Genomic DNA, 16,830 nt, shown 5'->3' with positions numbered 1-16,830 from the left:
TCGCAGGCGGCCCCGGCCGAGCCCGGACAGCTCAGCGCAGCACCGCGTCGGGTGGTGGCAGCAGCCTAACCACGGCCCGGTACTTGCCGGGAAGGTTTGGCTGCCCTAACTTGCCGACTGACGCCGCCGAGGGTGTCGCGGCGTCGTGCGCCGCTTTCGCAGGAAGAGACGTGGATGAGCCGTTTTCCCCGGGTACGCAACCTCGCCGTCGCCACGCTGGCGCTCGCGCTGCCGGTCGGGGTGGTGCCGGCCGCCGTCGTGCTGAGCGCCGCTCCGGCGAGCGCCGCCTTCTCCATCGACGTGACCCCGAGCACGGGGCTCAGCCCTGACGGCGCCACGGTCACCGTGCACGGCGAGGGCCTCCCGACCACCGGTACGGGGATCTACCTCGGTTTCGCCCGGGCGGACCTCACCGGCGAGTTCTGGCGCGCCACCGGGGTGTTCTCGGCGCAGAAGTGGGTCGCTCCCGCCGGCACGCGCGGCGCGAGCGCCTTCATCGACGGCAACGGCGCCTTCACCACCACACTGAGCCTCAAGGCGGTCTTCGGCTCCGGCGCGAACGCGACCGACTGCCTGCAGACCCAGTGCGCCGTCTACACGTTCTCCGCTCACGGCGACCTCGAGAACCGCAGCTTCGACAAGCGCATCAACGTCACGTTCACGGCGCCGACACCCACCCCCACCCCGACGCCGACCCCCACCCCATCGCCCACGCCGTCGGAGACCGCGACCCCGACCCCGACGCCCACCCCGACCGCGTCCGCAACGCCGACGGCCACGGCGACGGCCAGCGCCACCCCCACTCCGACGCCGACCCCCACGCCCACCCCGAGCAGCAGCGCGGTCGCGCAGTCCCCGACCCCGACGCCCACCACCGCTCCCTCCACGCCCGCGGGCGTCACGGTGACCGTCGGCTCGAAGAAGCTCACCGCCTCCAAGGCGGCCGGCCTGAAGGCCGCTGGTGAGACGGTGACCGTCACCGGCTCGGGCTACGACGAGACGAAGGGCATCTACGTCTCGCTCTGCCAGGACAACGGCAACGGCAAGCAGCCGACGCCGTGCATCGGCGGCGCCGACACGGCCGGCAGCGGGCAGGGCACGATCTGGGTCTCGTCCAACCCGCCGGACTACGCCGAGGACCTCGTCACGCCGTACGGCCCCGGCGGCAGCTTCTCGGTCGAGCTCGCCGTGAAGGCGACCGACGGCACGCTCGACTGCACAGCGGTGAAGTGCGCGATCGTGACGCGCGCCGACCACACCGCCACCGCCGACCGGTCGCAGGACGTCCGCATCCCGGTGACGTTCGCCGGCGCCGGCGTCGAGGAGTCCGCGGCCCCGGACGAGAGCCCGACGCCGACGAGCGACGAGGCGGCCCAGAGCGGCGCGGCCGCGGGTGGTGACGACGTCCTCGCCGCCACCGGTGCCGGGGACTCCGGCACTATCGCGGGCTTCGCCGTCGCGCTGCTCGCGGCCGGCGCGGCGCTCGTCCTGGTCGCGCTGCGGCGGCCGGCCGGTGGGCGGCACCGGCTGGGCCGCGCGGGGGACGCCGGCTGATGGCGGGAGATCGTCGCCTCGGCAGGAGTCGTAGCGGCCCCGGTGCCGCCCGCGGCCGGGCGGCGGCCTCCGTCGGCGCCGCCCTCGCCGTCCTCGCGGCGGGGCTCGTCACCGCGTACCCGTCCCCTGCCGACGCCGCGCCCCGGCTCACGGTGTCCAAGACGCGCAACCTCAAGCCCGCCGGCGAGACCGTCACCGTCTCCGGCCGTGGCTACGACGTGAAGAAGGGGGTCTACGTCGCGCTCTGCGTCGACAACGGCCCGCGCAAGGCCCCGAGCCCGTGCATCGGGGGCGTCGACATGTCGGGCAAGAGCGGCAGCTCGGTCTGGGTCTCGTCCAACCCGCCCGCCTACGGCAAGGGCATCGCCAAGCCCTACAGCAAGGGCGGCACGTTCCGGGTGCGGCTGCGCCTCAAGGCGGTGGACGGCAGCATCGACTGCCGCAAGCGCACGTGCGCCGTCGTCACGCGCGCGGACCACACGCGAAGCGCCGACCGGTCGCAGGACGTGCGGGTCCGGGTGGCGTTCGCGAAGAAGTAGCCGCGCACGGCCGCGTGCAGGATCAGTGCGGGCGGGGCTCGATGCCCGCGGCGGCGCACGCCTGCTCGTACATCCGCACGACCTCCTCGCGGACCTGGCGGCGCTCGGTCAGCTGCCGGCTCCACGGGATCGCCACCCCGACCTCCTGGCCGCCGACGCGCGCGGTGAAGACCGCCTGGTCGGCGTCGAGCCCCGTCATCGTCGCGGCGCTGGCGTCGGGCTGCCCGCCGAGGTGGCGGACGATGAGCAACGAGTCCTCGGTGTGGTCCTCGTTCATGTGACGCGTGACCGCAGCGACGACGTCGTGGGAGAACGGGTTCGGTGAAGCCTGGCTCATGTGTCGTACGTTAGCCGACCCGCGCGCGTCACTTGACCTCCTGCGGCGGCTGCCCTGCGGGGGCGGCGCCGACCCACATCTGGCGGGCCGCGGGAGGCAGGATGCCCTCGCTGTCGAACGCCGCCTTGATGCGCTGGCGCAGCTCGCGCGCGACGTCCCACTGCTTGAGCGGCTGGGTCTTGATGACCACGCGCACGACGAGCGCGTCCGCGGTCAGCTGCTCGACGCCCCACACCTCGGGGTCCTCCATGACGAGGTCCTCGAAGGCGGGGTCCGTGCGCAGCCCGAAGGCCACCTCGCCCAGCAGCGTCTTCACCCGCTCGATGTCGCTGTCGTAGGCGACCGGCACGTCCAGCACCGCCCGGGCCCAGCCCTGGCTCATGTTGCCGACGCGCAGGATCTCGCCGTTGCGGACGTACCAGACCGCGCCGTTGACGTCGCGCACGCGGGTCACGCGCAGGCCGACGGCCTCCACGACGCCGTTGGCCGAGCCGAGGTCGACGACGTCGCCGACGCCGTACTGGTCCTCGAGGATGAGGAAGATGCCGGACAGGAAGTCCTTGACGAGCGTCTGCGCACCGAAGCCCAGCGCCACGCCGACGATTCCCGCGCTGGCGAGGAGCGGCGCGATGTTGAGCCCGATCTCGGACAGGATCATGAGGAACGCCACGCCGGCGACGAGGCCGGTGGTGACGCTGCGCAGCACCGAGCCCATCGTCTGAGCGCGCTGCTTGCGCCGCTCGGACAGCAGCGGGTTGCCCTCGAAGAACGGCGAGGCCTTGCGGGCGCGGGCGATGACGCCGGGCACGGTGCCCTCGGCGGCCTGGTTCGCCAGCTTCGTGATGAGCCGGTGCAGCACGATCCGGATCAGGATCGCGACGACCACGATGGTCGCGATCGCCAGCGGCTTCGCGAGCAGCCAGTCGGCGAACAGGCCGAGCCACCGCTCGCCGGTCCAGTCCCGGACCTTGTCGCACACCGTGCCTTCCTCGCAGCGCTGCAAGGTCTCCGCGATGTCCTGCGTCGGAGTCGACGAGGGCGACGGGGTCGGGGCGGGCGTGGTGACGAGCGGAAGCACAGTCCTCCTCGGCAGTCCGATCGGGGTCCTCCCGACCGTACCCGCCGATCTTCGCCGTGCCGACTACCGCGAGGTGGGTGTCCTCACAGCGCCAGGCCCGTCCAGTGCGCCAGGAAGGCGGTCGTGTCCACCCCGAGCTCGACCGACTTCGACAGCGCCCGCGCGCCGTGGCCGACGCCCTTCTCCCGTCGCACGAGCACCGGCCGTGAACCCGTGGTCGAGTGCTGCAGGGCGGCCGCCATCTTGCGGGCGTGCATGGTGTCGACCCGGGTGTCGCCGTCGAAGATGGTGAAGAGCGTCGCGGGGTAGTCCACGCCCTCCCGGACGTGGTGGTAGGGCGAGTAGGACAGCAGCCACCCGAGCTCCTCGGGGTCGTCGGCGCGGCCGTACTCCTCGTTCCACGTCGCCCCGAGGCCGAACTGCTCGTAGCGCACCATGTCCAGCAGCGGCGCGGAGCAGACCACGGCGTTGAACAGCTCCGGGCGCTGCGTGAGCGCCGCGCCGACGAGCAGGCCGCCGTTCGACCCGCCGCTGATGCCGAGCTGTGCCGGAGTGGTCCAGCCGTCGGCGACCAGCTTCTCGGCCGCGGCGTGGAAGTCGTCGAAGACGTTCTGCTTGGTCCCGAGCATGCCCGCCCGGTGCCACTCCTCGCCCTCCTCGGACCCGCCGCGCAGGCACGCCACCGCGTAGACGCCGCCCGCCTCGACCCACTGCAGGTAGCTCGCCGAGTAGCCCGGGGTGAGGGCGATGCCGAAGCCGCCGTAGCCGCTCAGCACGCACGGGCGGGGCCCGTCCGGCGTCGCGGTCGGGGCGATGACGAACATCCGGACGGTGGTGCCGTCCTTGGACTCGTACGCGACGTGCTGCACCGACACCTCGGGCACCGTGACCGAGCCGGGCGGGGAGGCGTACAGCGAGACCTTCCCGGTCCGCGCGTCGTAGTGGAAGATCGAGTGCGGGGTGACGTGGTCGGTATAGCCGAACCACGCTTCGTGCCCGCCCTCGTGCCGGACGGAGAACCCCCCGATCGACCCCAGCCCCGGCAGCTGCATCTGGCCGGTGCGCTCGCCGCTGCGCAGGTCGTGGACGGTGACCTCGGAGACCGCGTGCCGCGTCCAGGAGCAGAGCAGCACGGGGCTGTCGCCGAGCTCGGGGCCGTCGAGCAGGGCGTGCGCGTCGAGCACGGCCTCCGGGTCCTCCGGCACCAGGTCGCGCCAGGACTCGTAGGCGAGGTCCTCGGGGTCGGCGACGCACAGCCGGCCGCGCGGGGCGTCCCGGTCGGTCGAGATGTAGGCCCGCCCGTCGCGCCCGACCTGCACCCAGGCCTGGGCGTCCACGCCCTCCTGCACGACGCGCAGCTCGGGCGCCTCCGGGGCCGAGGCCGAGATGTCGGCGATCCACAGGTCGTTGCGCGGGGCGGTCCCGGCCGCGGAGCTGACGACGAGCCAGCGGCCGTCCATCGAGACCTGGACGCCGTAGTAGTTCGTGATCTCGCGGCCGGCGCCGAAGATCTCCACGTCCTGCGCGGGGTCCGTGCCGACCCGGTGCAGCCAGACCCGCCGGTGGTACTGCCGCTCGTCCTCGGGCAGCAGCTCGGGGTCGACCCGGCGGACGTAGTAGTAGGCCTCGTTGCCCGGCAGCCAGGCGACGGGGGAGTAGCGGGCACGGTCGATCGGGCCGTCGACCAGCTCGCCGGTCGCGACGTCGATGACGCGCAGCACCGACTCCTCGGTGCCGCCCTCGCTCAGCTGGTAGGCCAGCAGCGCGCCGTCCTTGCTCGGCTGCCAGGAGTCCAGCGTCGTGGTGCCCGAGGGGTCGACCTCCATCGGGTCCAGCAGGACGCGCTCGGTGCCGTCGGGCTCGATCACGAGGAGCACGGCGTGCTCCTGCTCGGGATTGCGGCGCATGAAGAAGCGGCGCTCGCGGCGCAGCGTCGGTGTGCCGATCGAGCCCGAGCCGAGCAGCGTCAGCAGCCGCTCGCGGATGGCGTCGCGGCCGGGCAGCCCGTCCAGGTGGTCGCGGCACAGGGCGTCCTGCGCGCTCGACCAGGCTTCCACCTCGGGCTCGGCCGCCTGCTCGAGCCAGCGGTAGGGGTCCGCGACCGGGTAGGTGGGCTGCTCTGCAGGAAGCTGCTCCACGAGATCGAGACGGCGGGCCGGGGGGTAGCCGGGGCGATCCATGCCCGCACACTACGCAGCCCGGCCGGGCCCGGGGCACGGCCCTCCGCCTGCAGGCTGCAGCGGGAAGGGCACGCCCGGTGATCGTCCGGTGAACGTGACGTGTCAGCCGCCCTATCTGCTGGCCGTCCGGGGTGGTTGCGTCCACACTGGGTCCAGGCCGGCGCGAGCCACGCGTCGTGCAACGGTGGAGGCTGCCGTGGCCCATGCCCTGGTCCTGAACGCGACCTACGAGCCGCTCTGCGTCGTCCCGATGCGGCGCGCGGTCGTCCTGGTCCTCGCCGAGAAGGCCGTCGTGGTGGAGCGCTCGGACGGGATGCTGCACTCGGAGCGGCAGGCGGTCGACATCCCCTCGGTGGTCCGGCTGAGCCACTACGTGCGGGTGCCCTACCGCAAGGGCGTCCCCCTGACGCGCCGGGCCGTCCTCGAGCGGGACGCCCACCGCTGCGCCTACTGCTCGCGCCGCGCGGACACCGTGGACCACGTGGTGCCGAGGTCCCGGGGCGGCCAGCACGTGTGGGCCAACGTGGTGGCCGCGTGCTGCCGGTGCAACCACAAGAAGGGGAGCCACCTGCTCGGCGAGCTCGGGTGGGCGCTGCCGTTCAAGCCAGCGGAGCCGCCGCCGACCGTGGCGCTGCTGGTCGGCTGGGCGCGGCGCGACCCGGCGTGGGAGCCCTACCTCCTGCTGCCGGCGCACGCGGGCTGACGCCCGACGGCCGAGCGCGCGGCGCGCGGAGGGATTGCCGGAGCCGCGGCGGGGGAGCACCTGTCCGAGACGTCCGCACCCGTGCCTGAAGGACCCCGGTGACCCAGACCCAACAGCTCGACCCCGCGCTCCGGGAGCTCGCCGAGGCCTGCTCGGTCTCGGTCGAGTTCCACGACTGGCAAGGCAACCCGCAGCCCGCGTCCGCCGACACCCTGCGCTCCGTGCTCGCCGCGCTCGGCATCGACGCCTCCACGCCCGAGTCCGCGCGCGCCGCGCTCGAGGAGCTGCGGCTGCGCCCCTGGCGCCGTGCGCTGCCGCCGTGCGTGGTCGTCCGGTCCGGCCGGCCGGCCCGAGTGCCGGTGCACGTGCCGCACGGCGAGCCCGTGACGGTCTCGGCCGTGCTCGAGGACGGTGGCGAGCAGGAGCTGCGCCAGCTCGACGTGTGGGTCGACCCGCGCGAGGTCGACGGCCGGCTCGTCGGGGAGGCGACGTTCGAGGTCCCGGGAGACCTCCCGCTGGGCTACCACGAGCTGCGCGCGGCCGGTGCCGCTGACGGCACGGCACCGCTCATCGTCGTCCCGGCGTACGTGGGGGAGCCGCCCACGCTCGGCTCCCGCCGCGCGTGGGGCTTCACGTCCCAGCTCTACGCCACCCGCTCCCGGGCGTCCTGGGGCCTGGGGGACCTCGGCGACCTGCGCGAGCTGGCCACGTGGAGCGGGCGGCAGGGGGCCGGCTTCGTGCTGGTCAACCCGCTGCACGCCGCCGAGCCCGTCGCCCCCATGGAGCCCTCGCCCTACCTGCCGGCCACCCGGCGGTTCTTCAACCCGGTCTACCTGCGCGTCGAGGACGTCCCCGAGCTCGCGTCCGCCCCGCAGCGCGTGCAGGACCTCGTGCGGCGGCTGGCCGGCGAGCAGCAGCAGGCGAACACCTCCCCGGAGCCCATCGACCGGGACGCCGTCTGGGCCGCGAAGAGCGAGGCCCTCACGGCCCTGCACGAGGTGGCGCGCAGCGCCGAGCGGGACGCGGCGTACGCCGCCTTCCGGGAGCAGGAGGGCGAGGGCCTCGTCGACTTCGCCACCTGGTGCGCCATCTCCGAGGAGCAGCGCGCGGCGTGGCAGGACTGGCCCGAGGAGCTGCGCGACCCGCGCTCCCCGGCCGTGGCCGAGCTGCGCGAGAAGCTCGCCACCCGGGTCGACTACTTCTGCTGGCTGCAGTGGCTGCTAGACGAGCAGCTCTCGGTCGCGCAGGAGGCGGCCCGCTCGGCGGGGATGGCGCTGGGGATCATGCACGACCTCGCCGTCGGCGTGCACCCGTCGAGCGCGGACGCGTGGGCCCTGCAGTCCGCGCTCGCGCTCGGCGTGACGGTCGGCGCGCCGCCGGACGCCTACAACCAGCAGGGCCAGGACTGGTCGCAGCCGCCGTGGCGCCCCGACGTGCTGGCCGAGACCGGCTACGCGCCCTACCGGGCCATGCTCCGCACGGTGCTGCGGCACGCGGGCGGCATCCGCGTCGACCACATCCTGGGCCTGTTCCGGCTGTGGTGGGTCCCGCAGGGCCGGCCCCCGACGGAGGGCGCGTACGTCCGCTACGACCCAGAGGCGCTGGTCGGCATCCTCGCCCTCGAGGCCTCCCGCTCCGGTGCCGTCGTCGTCGGCGAGGACCTCGGCACCGTCGAGCCCGGCGTGCGCGACTTCCTCAAGGAGCGGGGCGTGCTCGGCACCTCCATCCTGTGGTTCGAGCGCGACTGGGACGCCGGGGTGCCGTTGCGGCCGGAGCAGTGGCGCGAGCTCTCCCTCGCCTCGGTCACCACGCACGACCTGCCGCCGACCGCCGGCTACCTGGCCGGCGAGCACATCCGCATCCGCTCCGAGCTCGGGCTGCTGACCCGCAGCGTCGAGGAGGAGCGCCGGTCCGACGAGGCCGAGCAGCGCAGCTGGCTCGACGACCTGGTCCGCCGCGGGCTGCTCGCCGAGTCCGCGCGCGGCGACGAGCAGGCGGTCGTCGAGGCGCTGCACAGGTTCGTCGTCAGCACGCCGGCCCGGCTGGTCGGGGTGGCGCTGCCGGACGCGGTCGGGGACCGGCGGGCGATCAACCAGCCCGGGACCTACCGCGAGTACCCGAACTGGAAGCTGCCGATGTGCGACGGGGAGGGGCGCCCGGTCCTGCTCGACGACGTCCCGGGCAACGCCCGCGCCGAGTCGCTCGCCCGGATCGTCTCCGAGGGGGTGGCGGGCGATGGGTGACCGGCGGCGGGCCGGTAGCGTACGCCGTGTGACCAGCTCGAACCCTCGCTCGCGGCGGCGCCGGACCCCGGCGCTGGCGGCGCTCGCGTCGCTGTTGCTCACCCTGCTCCTCGTCCCGGCCGCGCCGGCGTTCGCGCTCGAGCGCAGCGACGGCGACGACCCCGGCCCGCGCATGGAGACGATCGAGGTGATCGGCGTCTTCATCGGCATCCCGCTGGCGATCTACGTCGTCGTGTGGCTGCTGACCTTCGCGCCGAGCACTACGCGCAAGCCGGCGCGCTCGCGGGCCAAGCACCGCTGAGCCTTCCGCGTACGGGGGTGGCCGGCCACCCCCGTACGCACCCTCGGTACGCCGGCCGCCTAATCGTCGGCAGCCGCTGGTTTCCCGAGGTCATCACCTGATGCTCGCTTCGGCGATGATTGCTTCAGGTGACCCAACCTCGCCCGTCACCGCTGCGAAGTACCTGCATCCGGCCCAGACCGAGGGCCGCGCCAGGACGGAGCAGCGCCATGCCGAACCGAACGAGGACCGCCCTCGCCGCCGGGGCTCTCGCCGCCGGCCTCGTGGTCACCGCACAGCCCGCGCTCGCCGCACACGAGGGCATCGAGGTGACCGCGCTGACCAACAACAACCGCCTGCTCACGTTCTACGCGGGCGACCCGGGGACGATCCTCGACAGCGTCAAGATCGCCGGCTTGAGCGGCGAGACCGTCCTCGGCATCGACTACCGCCCGGCCGACCGCGGCCTCTACGCCCTGCTCGGATCCTCCGCGAGCGCCCGCGTCGTGCGCCTCGACCCCGACAGCGGGCGGATCCTTTCCGGCGTCCCGCTCCGGACGGCCGCCGGCGCCGCTGTCATCCCGGCCGGCGGGAACGTCGACATCGACTTCAACCCGGCCGCCGACCGGCTGCGGATCGTCAGCGACGCAGGGGAGAACCTCCGTGTCGACGTCACGACGGGCGTCACCACCCTCGACACCGCGCTGAGCTACGCCGCGGGGGCCGGCACGGGCGCTCCGCGCGTCGTCGCCGCGGCGTACACGAACAACGACACCGACCCCGCCACCGGGACGACGCTCTACGACCTCGACGGGGCGACGGACGCGGTGCACACGCAGGCCCCGCCGAACGACGGCGTGCTCAACCGGGTGGGCCCGCTCGGGGTGCCGTTCTGGGCGCAGTCCGGCTTCGACATCTCGACCAGCGGGACGACGAACGTCGCCCTCGTCGCGCTGCGCTACCGCGGGTCGACGACGCTCTCGGTCGTGGACCTGGCCACCGGCGCGGTCAACGCCGCGTCGACCGCGCGCATCGGCGGGACGGCGGCCGTCGTGGACATCGCCGCGGCCCCGCGCTGACTCCCGCGGTGCGGCCTCCAGGGCCGGGAGCCGTCAGCTCCCGGCCCGGAGACCGTCAGCGGGTCGAGCGAATCCCGCTTCCGTAGTCGAACAAGGTAGAGCCGTTGGCCGCGGGGATGGCCACCGGCAGCCTTCCCTTGGGCTGCAGCGAGCCGGTGAGCACCCGTGCGAGCGCGTCGAGGGACACGTCCTTCGAGGAGTACGTCAGCAGCGCCGTCGGCACGGCCGGGAAGGCGGCGATGTCGTACGGGTTGCGCAGCGCCACCTGCACGACCGGCTTGCCCGTCGCCTGCAGGGCCGTCACGAGTGCCTGCTGCCGGGGGCTCGTCGACGCGTTGCTCGTCAGGACGACGGTGACGTCGTGCGTCCGCGCGGCGGCGGCCGCGGCGTCCACCTGGGCCTGCGTGGGCGACGTCCCGGCCCCGAGCGCGTCGGCTGCCACACCGCGGGCCGTGATGCGCGCCGCCACGCCCGCGACGCTGCCGCCGGAGTCGTAGCCGGTCACCAGCAGCGAGCGGCCGGGCCGGACGGGCAGCACGTCCGCGGCGTCCTTGAGCAGCGTGACGCTCGCGTCGGCGACGCGCTGGGCCACTGCCTCGTTCAGCCGCGTGCCGACCACGCGGGCGACGCGCCCCTCGTCGACGTACGGCGCGGCCACCAGGCCTCGGCGGGCCTTCAGCTCGAGGATCCGGCGCACCGACTGGTCCAGCCGCTGCTCCGAGACCTCCCCGCTGCGCACGGCGGCGAGGACCCCGTCGTACGCCGCCTGCGGGACCGGCGGGTTGAGCAGCACGTCGGCGCCGGCCTTGAGGGCGAGGACGGGGACGCGGTCGTCGCCGTACTTCTGCCGGACGCCGGCCATGTCGAGCGAGTCCGTCACCACGACGCCCTTGAAGCCCAGCCGCTCGCGCAGCACGCCGGTCAGGATCGGCCGCGACAGCGTCGCGGGGTCGCCCGACGGGTCGAGAGCGGGCACCACGATGTGCGCAGTCATGATCGAGTCGACGCCCGCCCGGATCGCGGCGCGGAAGGGCGGCAGGTCGATCCGGTCGAGCTCGGCCCGGGTGTGCGTGATGACCGGCAGGCCGGTGTGGCTGTCGGTCGCCGTGTCGCCGTGCCCGGGGAAGTGCTTCGCGGTCGCCGACTCGCCCGCCGACTGGTAGCCCACGACCTGGGCCGCAGTCAGGGTGGCGGCCAGGGTCGGGTCCGAGCCGAAGGAGCGGACCCCGATCACCGGGTTGGCCGGGTTGACGTTGACGTCGGCGACCGGGGCGTAGTCCTGCTGCACGCCCATCGCCCGCAGCTCCGCGCCCGCGACCGCGCCCGCCGCGACGGCGTTGACCGTGCTCCGCCCGGCGGCGAGCGCCATGGCCCCGGGGAACTGCGTGGCGGGCTTGTCGATCCGCGCGACGATGCCGTGCTCCTGGTCCACGCTCACCATGACCGGCACGCCGCTGGGCGTCGCTGCCGCGGCCCGCTGGATCCCGTTCGAGAGCCGGGCGATCTGCTGCGGGTTCTTCGTGTTGTTCGCCCAGGCGAAGTAGATGACGCCGCCGGGACGGAACTTCGCGACCGCTTCGGCGGGGGTGGGGACGCCGACGTAGGCCTGGTTGGCGGCGGCGTCGGCCGCGCTCACGGCCTCGGCCTGCTCGCCGTAGACGTGCAGGACGAACAGCTGGCCCACCTTGTCCTCGATGCTCATCGAGCGCAGCGTCTCGGTCGCCCACCGGGCGGCGGGGTCGCCGCCACGCGGTGCTTTCGCCTCGGCGGCGCCCGGTGCGGCCACCAGGAGCGGGACGGCCAGGGCGGTGGCGGTGAGCACGCCGGCGGCGCGTCGCCTCGGATGTGGAGCAAGCCTCACGGGGACTCCTCGCTGCACCGCTGCCCTCGGATCGCGACGGAAGCGGGCAAAGACGGACGGACTGGCGGTGCTCACTCTCTCTCGGACACGGGGACGTGGTCCAGCACCCGGCGGCCCGGCTCGGGGCCCTGGCGCCTTTGCTCAACTTCCTGGTTGACCACGCGTGCCACCCGGGCTACATTGTCTTCAACCGCACGGTTGAGGAAAGAAGTCCCCGCATGGCCCCCGACCAGCTCTCCCGCGTCTTCGCCGCCCTGGCCGACCCGACCCGACGCGACATCGTGGCGCGGCTGGCGACCGCCGACGCGACGGTCAACGAGCTGGCCGAGCCCTATGCCGTGACGGTGCAGGCCGTGTCCAAGCACCTGAAGGTGCTCGAGGACGCCGGCCTGGTCAGCCGCAGCCGGCAGGCCCAGCGCCGCCCGGTGCACCTCGAGGCGGAGGTGTTCGACCTGATGACGAAGTGGATCGAGCGCTACCGCCGGCAGGCCGAGGCGCGCTACCGGCGCCTGGACGAGGTCCTGCGCGACATGCCCGACGAGCCCACCCCCACCTGACCCAGGAGGCACGGATGTCCACCACTGCGCTCGAGACCCGCATCGAGGTCGACCAGAAGGTCCCGGCCGTGCACATCACCCGCGAGTTCGCGGCCCCGGCCGCGAAGGTCTTCCGGGCGCACGTCGAGCCGGAGCTGCTGAAGCGCTGGCTCGGCCCGCGCGACATCGCGACGCGCATCGACCACTTCGACGCCCGGACCGGTGGCGCCTACCGCTACGTGCAGAGCGACGCCGACGGCGACTACGGATTCTGGGGCAGCTTCCACGAGGTACGCGACGGCGAGCTGATCGTGCAGACGTTCGCGTTCGACGGGGCGCCCGACAGCGTCGCCCTCGAGCGCATCGTCTTCACCGACCTGGGCGACGGCCGCAGCCGGCTGGTGTCCACCTCGCTGGCCGACTCGTTCGAGACCCGGGATGCGTTCGTCGCCAGCGGGATGGAGTACGGCGTGCGCGAGGGCTACGAGAAGCTCGACGAGGTGCTCGCGGGGTAGTGCGGCGGCCGGGCCTCAGGGGCGTCGCAGCCCCGGCCCGGCCACCACCTGCATGCCGTCGGGCAGCACGGGGCGGCCGGCGGTGGTTGGGGGCCCGGTCAGCCGGTCGGGTCGTCCTGCCGGTCGCGGGCCTGCGCCCGCAGCGCACGCGCGACGCCGTCACGGGACTCCAGCACGAGCCGGCGCAGCGCCGGCGGGGCGGACGCGGCCTTGTCCAGCCAGGCGTCGGTGCGGGCCAGCAGCTCCTCGTCCGCGAGCAACGTCGGGTAGAGCCCGAGGACGATGTTCTGCGCGGTCTCGTTGGTCCGCGTCGCCCACACCTGCTCCAGGGCGTCGAAGTACGGCTCGACGAAGGGGCGGAGCAGGTCCTCCTGGCCGGGGGTCGCGAAGCCGCCGATCGTCGCCGACTGCAGGGCGTTGGGCAGGTCGTCGGAGTCGACGACCGCCGCCCACGCCCGCGCCTTGGCCTCGGCCGTCGGCCGGGACGCACGCGCCGCGGCCGCGTGCCGCTGACCCGTCGCGGTGTTGTCGCGCGCCAGCTCCGCGTCGATGGCCTCCTCGCCCACCGCGCCCGCCGAGACGAGCCGGTGCAGCAGCTCCCAGCGCAGGTCGGTGTCGATGACGAGGCCGTCGATCTGCTCGGTGCCGTCGTAGAGCGCGCGCACGACGTCGAGCTGCGGGGTGGCCCGGGCGGCGGTCGCGAACGCGCGGGCGAACTGCAGCTGGGCGTCGCTGCCGGGGGCGGCGCCGCGCAGCAGCCGCTCGGTGCCCTCGGCGAGCACGGCCGCGGCCGTCTCCCGGTGGGCCGGGTCGACGTAGAGCCGGGCGACCGTCTCCAGCTGGCGGAGCACCGACCGGACCATCGAGCTGTCGCTCTCGGTGCGCACGCCGGCCAGGCCCAGGTCGAGGTAGGCGCGCGGGCGCATCTCCGCGTCCCGGCACATGTCCCACGCCGCGGCCCAGCAGAGGGCGCGGGGAAGCGACTCGCTGATCGCGGAGAGCTGGCCGACGAGGGTCGCGAGCGAGCGCTCGTCGAGCCGGATCTTGGTGTAGGCGAGGTCGTCGTCGTTGAGCAGCAGCAGGTCCGGGCGGGCCTCGCCGACCAGCTCGGGCACAGCGGTCTGCTCGCCGTCGACGTCGACCTCGACGTAGCGGCGCCGGATGAGGGACCCGCCGGCCAGGTCGTAGAGCCCGATGCCCAGCCGGTGGGTGCGCAGCGTGGGCCAGTCGGCCGGGGCCTCCTGCCGGACGGCGAGAGAGGTGATGCGCCCGTCGTCGCCGGACTCCAGGACCGGGCGGAGCGTGTTGATGCCCGCCGTCTCGAGCCAGAGCTGGGACCAGGCCGCGAGGTCCCGGCCGCTGCTCGCCTCGAGCTCGACCAGCAGGTCCGCGAGGGTCGTGTTGGCGTAGGCGTGCTTGGCGAAGTAGGTGCGGATGCCGGCGAAGAACTCCTCGTGCCCGACCCAGGACACCAGCTGCTTGAGGACCGCCGCACCCTTGCCGTAGGTGATGCCGTCGAAGTTGACCTCGACGTCCTCGAGGTCCTTGATGTCGGCCACGATCGGGTGCGTGGAGGGCAGCTGGTCCTGCCGGTAGGCCCAGGTCTTCTCGGTGTTGGCGAACGTGGTCCAGGCCTCGGTGTACTTCGTGGCCTCGGCGGCGGCGAGGTGGCTGACGTACTCGGCGAACGACTCGTTGAGCCAGAGGTCGTCCCACCAGCGCATCGTGACCAGGTCGCCGAACCACATGTGGGCCAGCTCGTGCAGCACCGTCACGGCGCGGCGCTCGACCGCGGCCTCGGGCACGCGGGAGCGGAAGACGTAGTCCTCGAGGATCGTGACGCAGCCCGCGTTCTCCATCGCGCCGGCGTTGAACTCCGGCACGAAGAGCTGGTCGTACTTGTCGAAGGGGTACTCGCGGTCGAAGAGCTCCTCGAAGAACGTGAACCCCTGCTGGGTCAGCTCGAGGATGACGTCGGCGTCGAGGTGCTCGGCCAGGGACCGGCGGCAGAACACCGCGGCGGGCAGCGTCCCCTTGCGCGACGCGATCTCGCCCCGGACGGCGGAGTAGGCGCCCGCGACGATCGCGGTGACGTACGAGGAGAGCCGGGCCGTGGGCGCGAACCGCCAGGCCGCGACGCCCTCCGCCACGGGCTCGGGCTCGGGGGTGGGGGAGACAGACACGACCTCCCAGTGCGCGGGCGCGGTGACCGTGAAGGCGTAGGCCGCCTTGAGGTCGGGCTGCTCGAAGACCGCGAAGACGCGCCGGGAGTCCGCCACCTCGAACTGGGAGTAGAGGTAGACCTCGCCGTCGACGGGGTCGACGAAGCGGTGCAGGCCCTCGCCGGTGTTCATGTAGGCGCAGTCGGCCACGACGACGAGCTCGTTGTCGGCCGCCAGCCCCTCGAGGGCGATGCGGGTGCCGTCGAAGACCGTGGCCGGGTCGAGCTCGGCGCCGTTGAGCGTCACCGAGGAGACGGCGGGCGCGACGAGGTCGATGAAGGTGGCGGCGCCGGGCTCGGTGCAGGTGAACCGCGCGGTCGTGCGGGACCGGAAGACACGGTCCGAGACGGTCAGGTCGAGCTCGATGTCATAGGACGCGACGTCGAGCAGGCGGGCCCTGGCGGCCGCCTCGTCGCGCGTGAGGTTCATCCCCGGCATGGGCCGAATCCTCGCACGGCCCTCCTGGGCATAGTTCGCCGTGGCGTGCTGTTGACCGCGTCAGCCGACGAAAGGATCTCTCCCGTGGCTTCTCCTGCCGACGCCTCGAGCCCCGCGCAGGCCGGGTTCTGGTTCGACCCGCTCTGCCCCTGGGCCTGGATGACGTCGCGTTGGGTGCGCGAGGTGGAGCAGGTCCGCGACGTGCAGGTCGAGTGGCACGTGATGTCGCTGGCGTACCTCAACGAGGGCCGCGAGCTCCCCGAGGAGTACGTCGAGCTCATGAAGCGGGCATGGGGCCCGGTCCGCGTGGTGATCGCCGCGCGCGAGAAGGCCGGCCAGGAGGTCGTGCTGCCGTTGTACGAGGCGCTTGGCCGCCGCATCCACAACGAGGGCCGCGGCAACGACCCGGAGGCGCTGACGGCGATCATCGCCGAGGCGCTCGAGGAGGTCGGGCTGCCCGCGGACCTCGCGGACGCCGCCGGGTCCACGGACTACGACGAGGCGCTCAAGGCCAGCCACCACGCCGGCATGGACCAGGTGGGCATGGAGGTCGGCACGCCGGTGATCAGCGTCGATGGCGTCGCCTTCTTCGGCCCGGTCGTCTCCCCGGCGCCGAAGGGCGATGCCGCCGGCAAGCTCTGGGACGGCGTGCTGCTCGTCGCGGGCACCGACGGGTTCTTCGAGCTCAAGCGCACCCGCACCCGCGACCCGCAGTTCGACTAGGCGCCTGCAGGGGGCCCGAGGGCACCCGTGGGCACCGGCGCACGGCCGCCTGGTTGACTAACGCCATGCGCGTCCACCTCGGCAGCGACCACGCCGGCTACGAGCGGAAGGCGGCCATCGCCGCCTGGCTGCGCGAGCAGGGACACGACGTCGTCGACCACGGCCCCCTCACCTACGACCCGCAGGACGACTACCCGCCGTTCGTCCTGCGGGCCGCCGAGGGCGTCGTCAACGAGCCCGGCAGCGTCGCCGTCGTGCTCGGGGGCAGCGGCAATGGCGAGCAGATCGCCGCCAACAAGGTCCAGGGCGTACGTGCCGCGCTGGCCTGGGACGAGGACACGGCCGCGCTCGCGCGACGGCACAACGACGCCAACGTGCTGTCCCTCGCCGGTCGCAAGACGACCGAGCAGGAGGCGCTCCGGCTCGTCGAGATCTTCCTGTCGACCGACTTCGAGGGCGACCGGCACGCACGTCGCCTGGCGATGATCAGCGCCTACGAGCGCGGCGAGGGGCTGCCGCCGCTTCCGGCCTGACTGGTAGCC

Annotated in this window: 15 protein-coding genes; 10 read left to right on the top strand and 5 right to left on the bottom strand. The window is 73.6% G+C overall.

What is annotated here, in order from left to right:
* Positions 1–174: 174 nt before the first annotated feature.
* The gene (locus tag G9H71_RS02980) at positions 175–1,554 is read left to right on the top strand and encodes a hypothetical protein (RefSeq protein WP_166277592.1); all 1,380 of its coding nucleotides are present in this window, start codon (positions 175–177) and stop codon (positions 1,552–1,554) included.
* On the top strand, positions 1,554–2,093 hold the full coding sequence (locus G9H71_RS02975; protein ID WP_166277589.1) for a hypothetical protein: 540 nt from the start codon (positions 1,554–1,556) through the stop codon (positions 2,091–2,093). Before G9H71_RS02980 ends, G9H71_RS02975 begins: the two co-directional genes overlap by 1 nt.
* A 22-nt stretch (positions 2,094–2,115) precedes the next feature.
* On the opposite strand, the gene G9H71_RS02970 is transcribed toward G9H71_RS02975, so the two are convergent.
* From G9H71_RS02970 to G9H71_RS02960, 3 genes are all read right to left on the bottom strand, one after another.
* Positions 2,116–2,430 (bottom strand): DUF2470 domain-containing protein, encoded by a 315-nt coding sequence (locus G9H71_RS02970; RefSeq protein WP_166277586.1) that lies wholly within the window; start codon positions 2,428–2,430, stop codon positions 2,116–2,118.
* Between the two features lie 28 nt (positions 2,431–2,458).
* A complete protein-coding gene (locus G9H71_RS23345; protein WP_331272708.1) occupies positions 2,459–3,508 on the bottom strand; it encodes a mechanosensitive ion channel family protein in 1,050 nt (349 codons plus the stop codon).
* Between the two features lie 83 nt (positions 3,509–3,591).
* The gene (locus G9H71_RS02960) at positions 3,592–5,688 is read right to left on the bottom strand and encodes a prolyl oligopeptidase family serine peptidase (RefSeq protein WP_166277549.1); all 2,097 of its coding nucleotides are present in this window, start codon (positions 5,686–5,688) and stop codon (positions 3,592–3,594) included.
* Positions 5,689–5,884: 196 nt separating this feature from the next.
* Here G9H71_RS02960 and G9H71_RS23340 point away from each other — a divergent pair, with 196 nt between their 5' ends.
* The 4 genes from G9H71_RS23340 (at position 5,885) to G9H71_RS02940 (ending at position 9,993) form a co-directional block, all read left to right on the top strand.
* Complete coding sequence (locus G9H71_RS23340) at positions 5,885–6,391, top strand: HNH endonuclease (protein WP_166277547.1); 507 nt, start codon at positions 5,885–5,887, stop codon at positions 6,389–6,391.
* 98 nt (positions 6,392–6,489) lie between these two features.
* Positions 6,490–8,634 carry a 4-alpha-glucanotransferase gene (gene malQ, locus G9H71_RS02950; protein ID WP_166277544.1) on the top strand — a complete coding sequence of 715 codons (2,145 nt, stop codon included), beginning with the start codon at positions 6,490–6,492 and terminating at the stop codon, positions 8,632–8,634.
* Positions 8,635–8,662: 28 nt separating this feature from the next.
* Positions 8,663–8,935: a hypothetical protein gene (locus G9H71_RS02945; protein WP_166277541.1), complete on the top strand. Its 273-nt coding sequence runs from the start codon at positions 8,663–8,665 to the stop codon at positions 8,933–8,935.
* 209 nt (positions 8,936–9,144) lie between these two features.
* Positions 9,145–9,993: a DUF4394 domain-containing protein gene (locus tag G9H71_RS02940; RefSeq protein WP_166277538.1), complete on the top strand. Its 849-nt coding sequence runs from the start codon at positions 9,145–9,147 to the stop codon at positions 9,991–9,993.
* 55 nt (positions 9,994–10,048) lie between these two features.
* Here the strand turns inward: G9H71_RS02940 and G9H71_RS02935 are convergent, their stop codons facing one another.
* A complete protein-coding gene (locus G9H71_RS02935; RefSeq protein ID WP_331272707.1) occupies positions 10,049–11,854 on the bottom strand; it encodes a glycoside hydrolase family 3 protein in 1,806 nt (601 codons plus the stop codon).
* 218 nt (positions 11,855–12,072) lie between these two features.
* On the opposite strand from G9H71_RS02935, the gene G9H71_RS02930 reads away from it, so the two are divergent.
* Entirely contained in the window at positions 12,073–12,411 is a 339-nt protein-coding gene (locus tag G9H71_RS02930) for an ArsR/SmtB family transcription factor (protein ID WP_166277535.1), read from the top strand.
* Positions 12,412–12,425: 14 nt separating this feature from the next.
* A complete protein-coding gene (locus G9H71_RS02925) occupies positions 12,426–12,905 on the top strand; it encodes an SRPBCC family protein (protein WP_166277532.1) in 480 nt (159 codons plus the stop codon).
* Positions 12,906–13,003: 98 nt separating this feature from the next.
* Here G9H71_RS02925 and pepN read toward each other — a convergent pair whose 3' ends face one another.
* Positions 13,004–15,565: an aminopeptidase N gene (gene pepN, locus G9H71_RS02920; protein WP_166277529.1), complete on the bottom strand. Its 2,562-nt coding sequence runs from the start codon at positions 15,563–15,565 to the stop codon at positions 13,004–13,006.
* 84 nt (positions 15,566–15,649) lie between these two features.
* Between pepN and G9H71_RS02915 the strand changes: the two genes are divergently transcribed.
* Together G9H71_RS02915 and G9H71_RS02910 are read left to right on the top strand one after the other, a co-directional pair.
* The gene (locus G9H71_RS02915) at positions 15,650–16,288 is read left to right on the top strand and encodes a mycothiol-dependent nitroreductase Rv2466c family protein (RefSeq protein WP_331272706.1); all 639 of its coding nucleotides are present in this window, start codon (positions 15,650–15,652) and stop codon (positions 16,286–16,288) included.
* A 65-nt stretch (positions 16,289–16,353) separates the two neighbouring features.
* Positions 16,354–16,821 carry a ribose-5-phosphate isomerase gene (locus G9H71_RS02910; RefSeq protein ID WP_166277526.1) on the top strand — a complete coding sequence of 156 codons (468 nt, stop codon included), beginning with the start codon at positions 16,354–16,356 and terminating at the stop codon, positions 16,819–16,821.
* Positions 16,822–16,830: the final 9 nt, after the last annotated feature.

The sequence above is a fragment of the Motilibacter deserti genome, from assembly GCF_011250635.1.
Taxonomy (GTDB): domain Bacteria; phylum Actinomycetota; class Actinomycetes; order Motilibacterales; family Motilibacteraceae; genus Motilibacter_A; species Motilibacter_A deserti.
Note: the sequence above shows the minus strand (reverse complement) of the source record. Positions and strands in the feature narration are given on the sequence as shown.

Excerpts from the sequence above, each read along its gene's own strand:
- pepN (WP_166277529.1), bottom strand. The coding sequence starts at position 15,565 with ATGCCGGGGATGAACCTCACGCGCGACGAGGCGGCCGCCAGGGCCCGC.
- G9H71_RS02975 (WP_166277589.1), top strand. The coding sequence starts at position 1,554 with ATGGCGGGAGATCGTCGCCTCGGCAGGAGTCGTAGCGGCCCCGGTGCC.
- G9H71_RS02970 (WP_166277586.1), bottom strand. The coding sequence starts at position 2,430 with ATGAGCCAGGCTTCACCGAACCCGTTCTCCCACGACGTCGTCGCTGCG.
- G9H71_RS02930 (WP_166277535.1), top strand. The coding sequence starts at position 12,073 with ATGGCCCCCGACCAGCTCTCCCGCGTCTTCGCCGCCCTGGCCGACCCG.
- G9H71_RS02925 (WP_166277532.1), top strand. The coding sequence starts at position 12,426 with ATGTCCACCACTGCGCTCGAGACCCGCATCGAGGTCGACCAGAAGGTC.
- G9H71_RS02980 (WP_166277592.1), top strand. The coding sequence starts at position 175 with ATGAGCCGTTTTCCCCGGGTACGCAACCTCGCCGTCGCCACGCTGGCG.
- G9H71_RS02910 (WP_166277526.1), top strand. The coding sequence starts at position 16,354 with ATGCGCGTCCACCTCGGCAGCGACCACGCCGGCTACGAGCGGAAGGCG.
- G9H71_RS02940 (WP_166277538.1), top strand. The coding sequence starts at position 9,145 with ATGCCGAACCGAACGAGGACCGCCCTCGCCGCCGGGGCTCTCGCCGCC.
- G9H71_RS02960 (WP_166277549.1), bottom strand. The coding sequence starts at position 5,688 with ATGGATCGCCCCGGCTACCCCCCGGCCCGCCGTCTCGATCTCGTGGAG.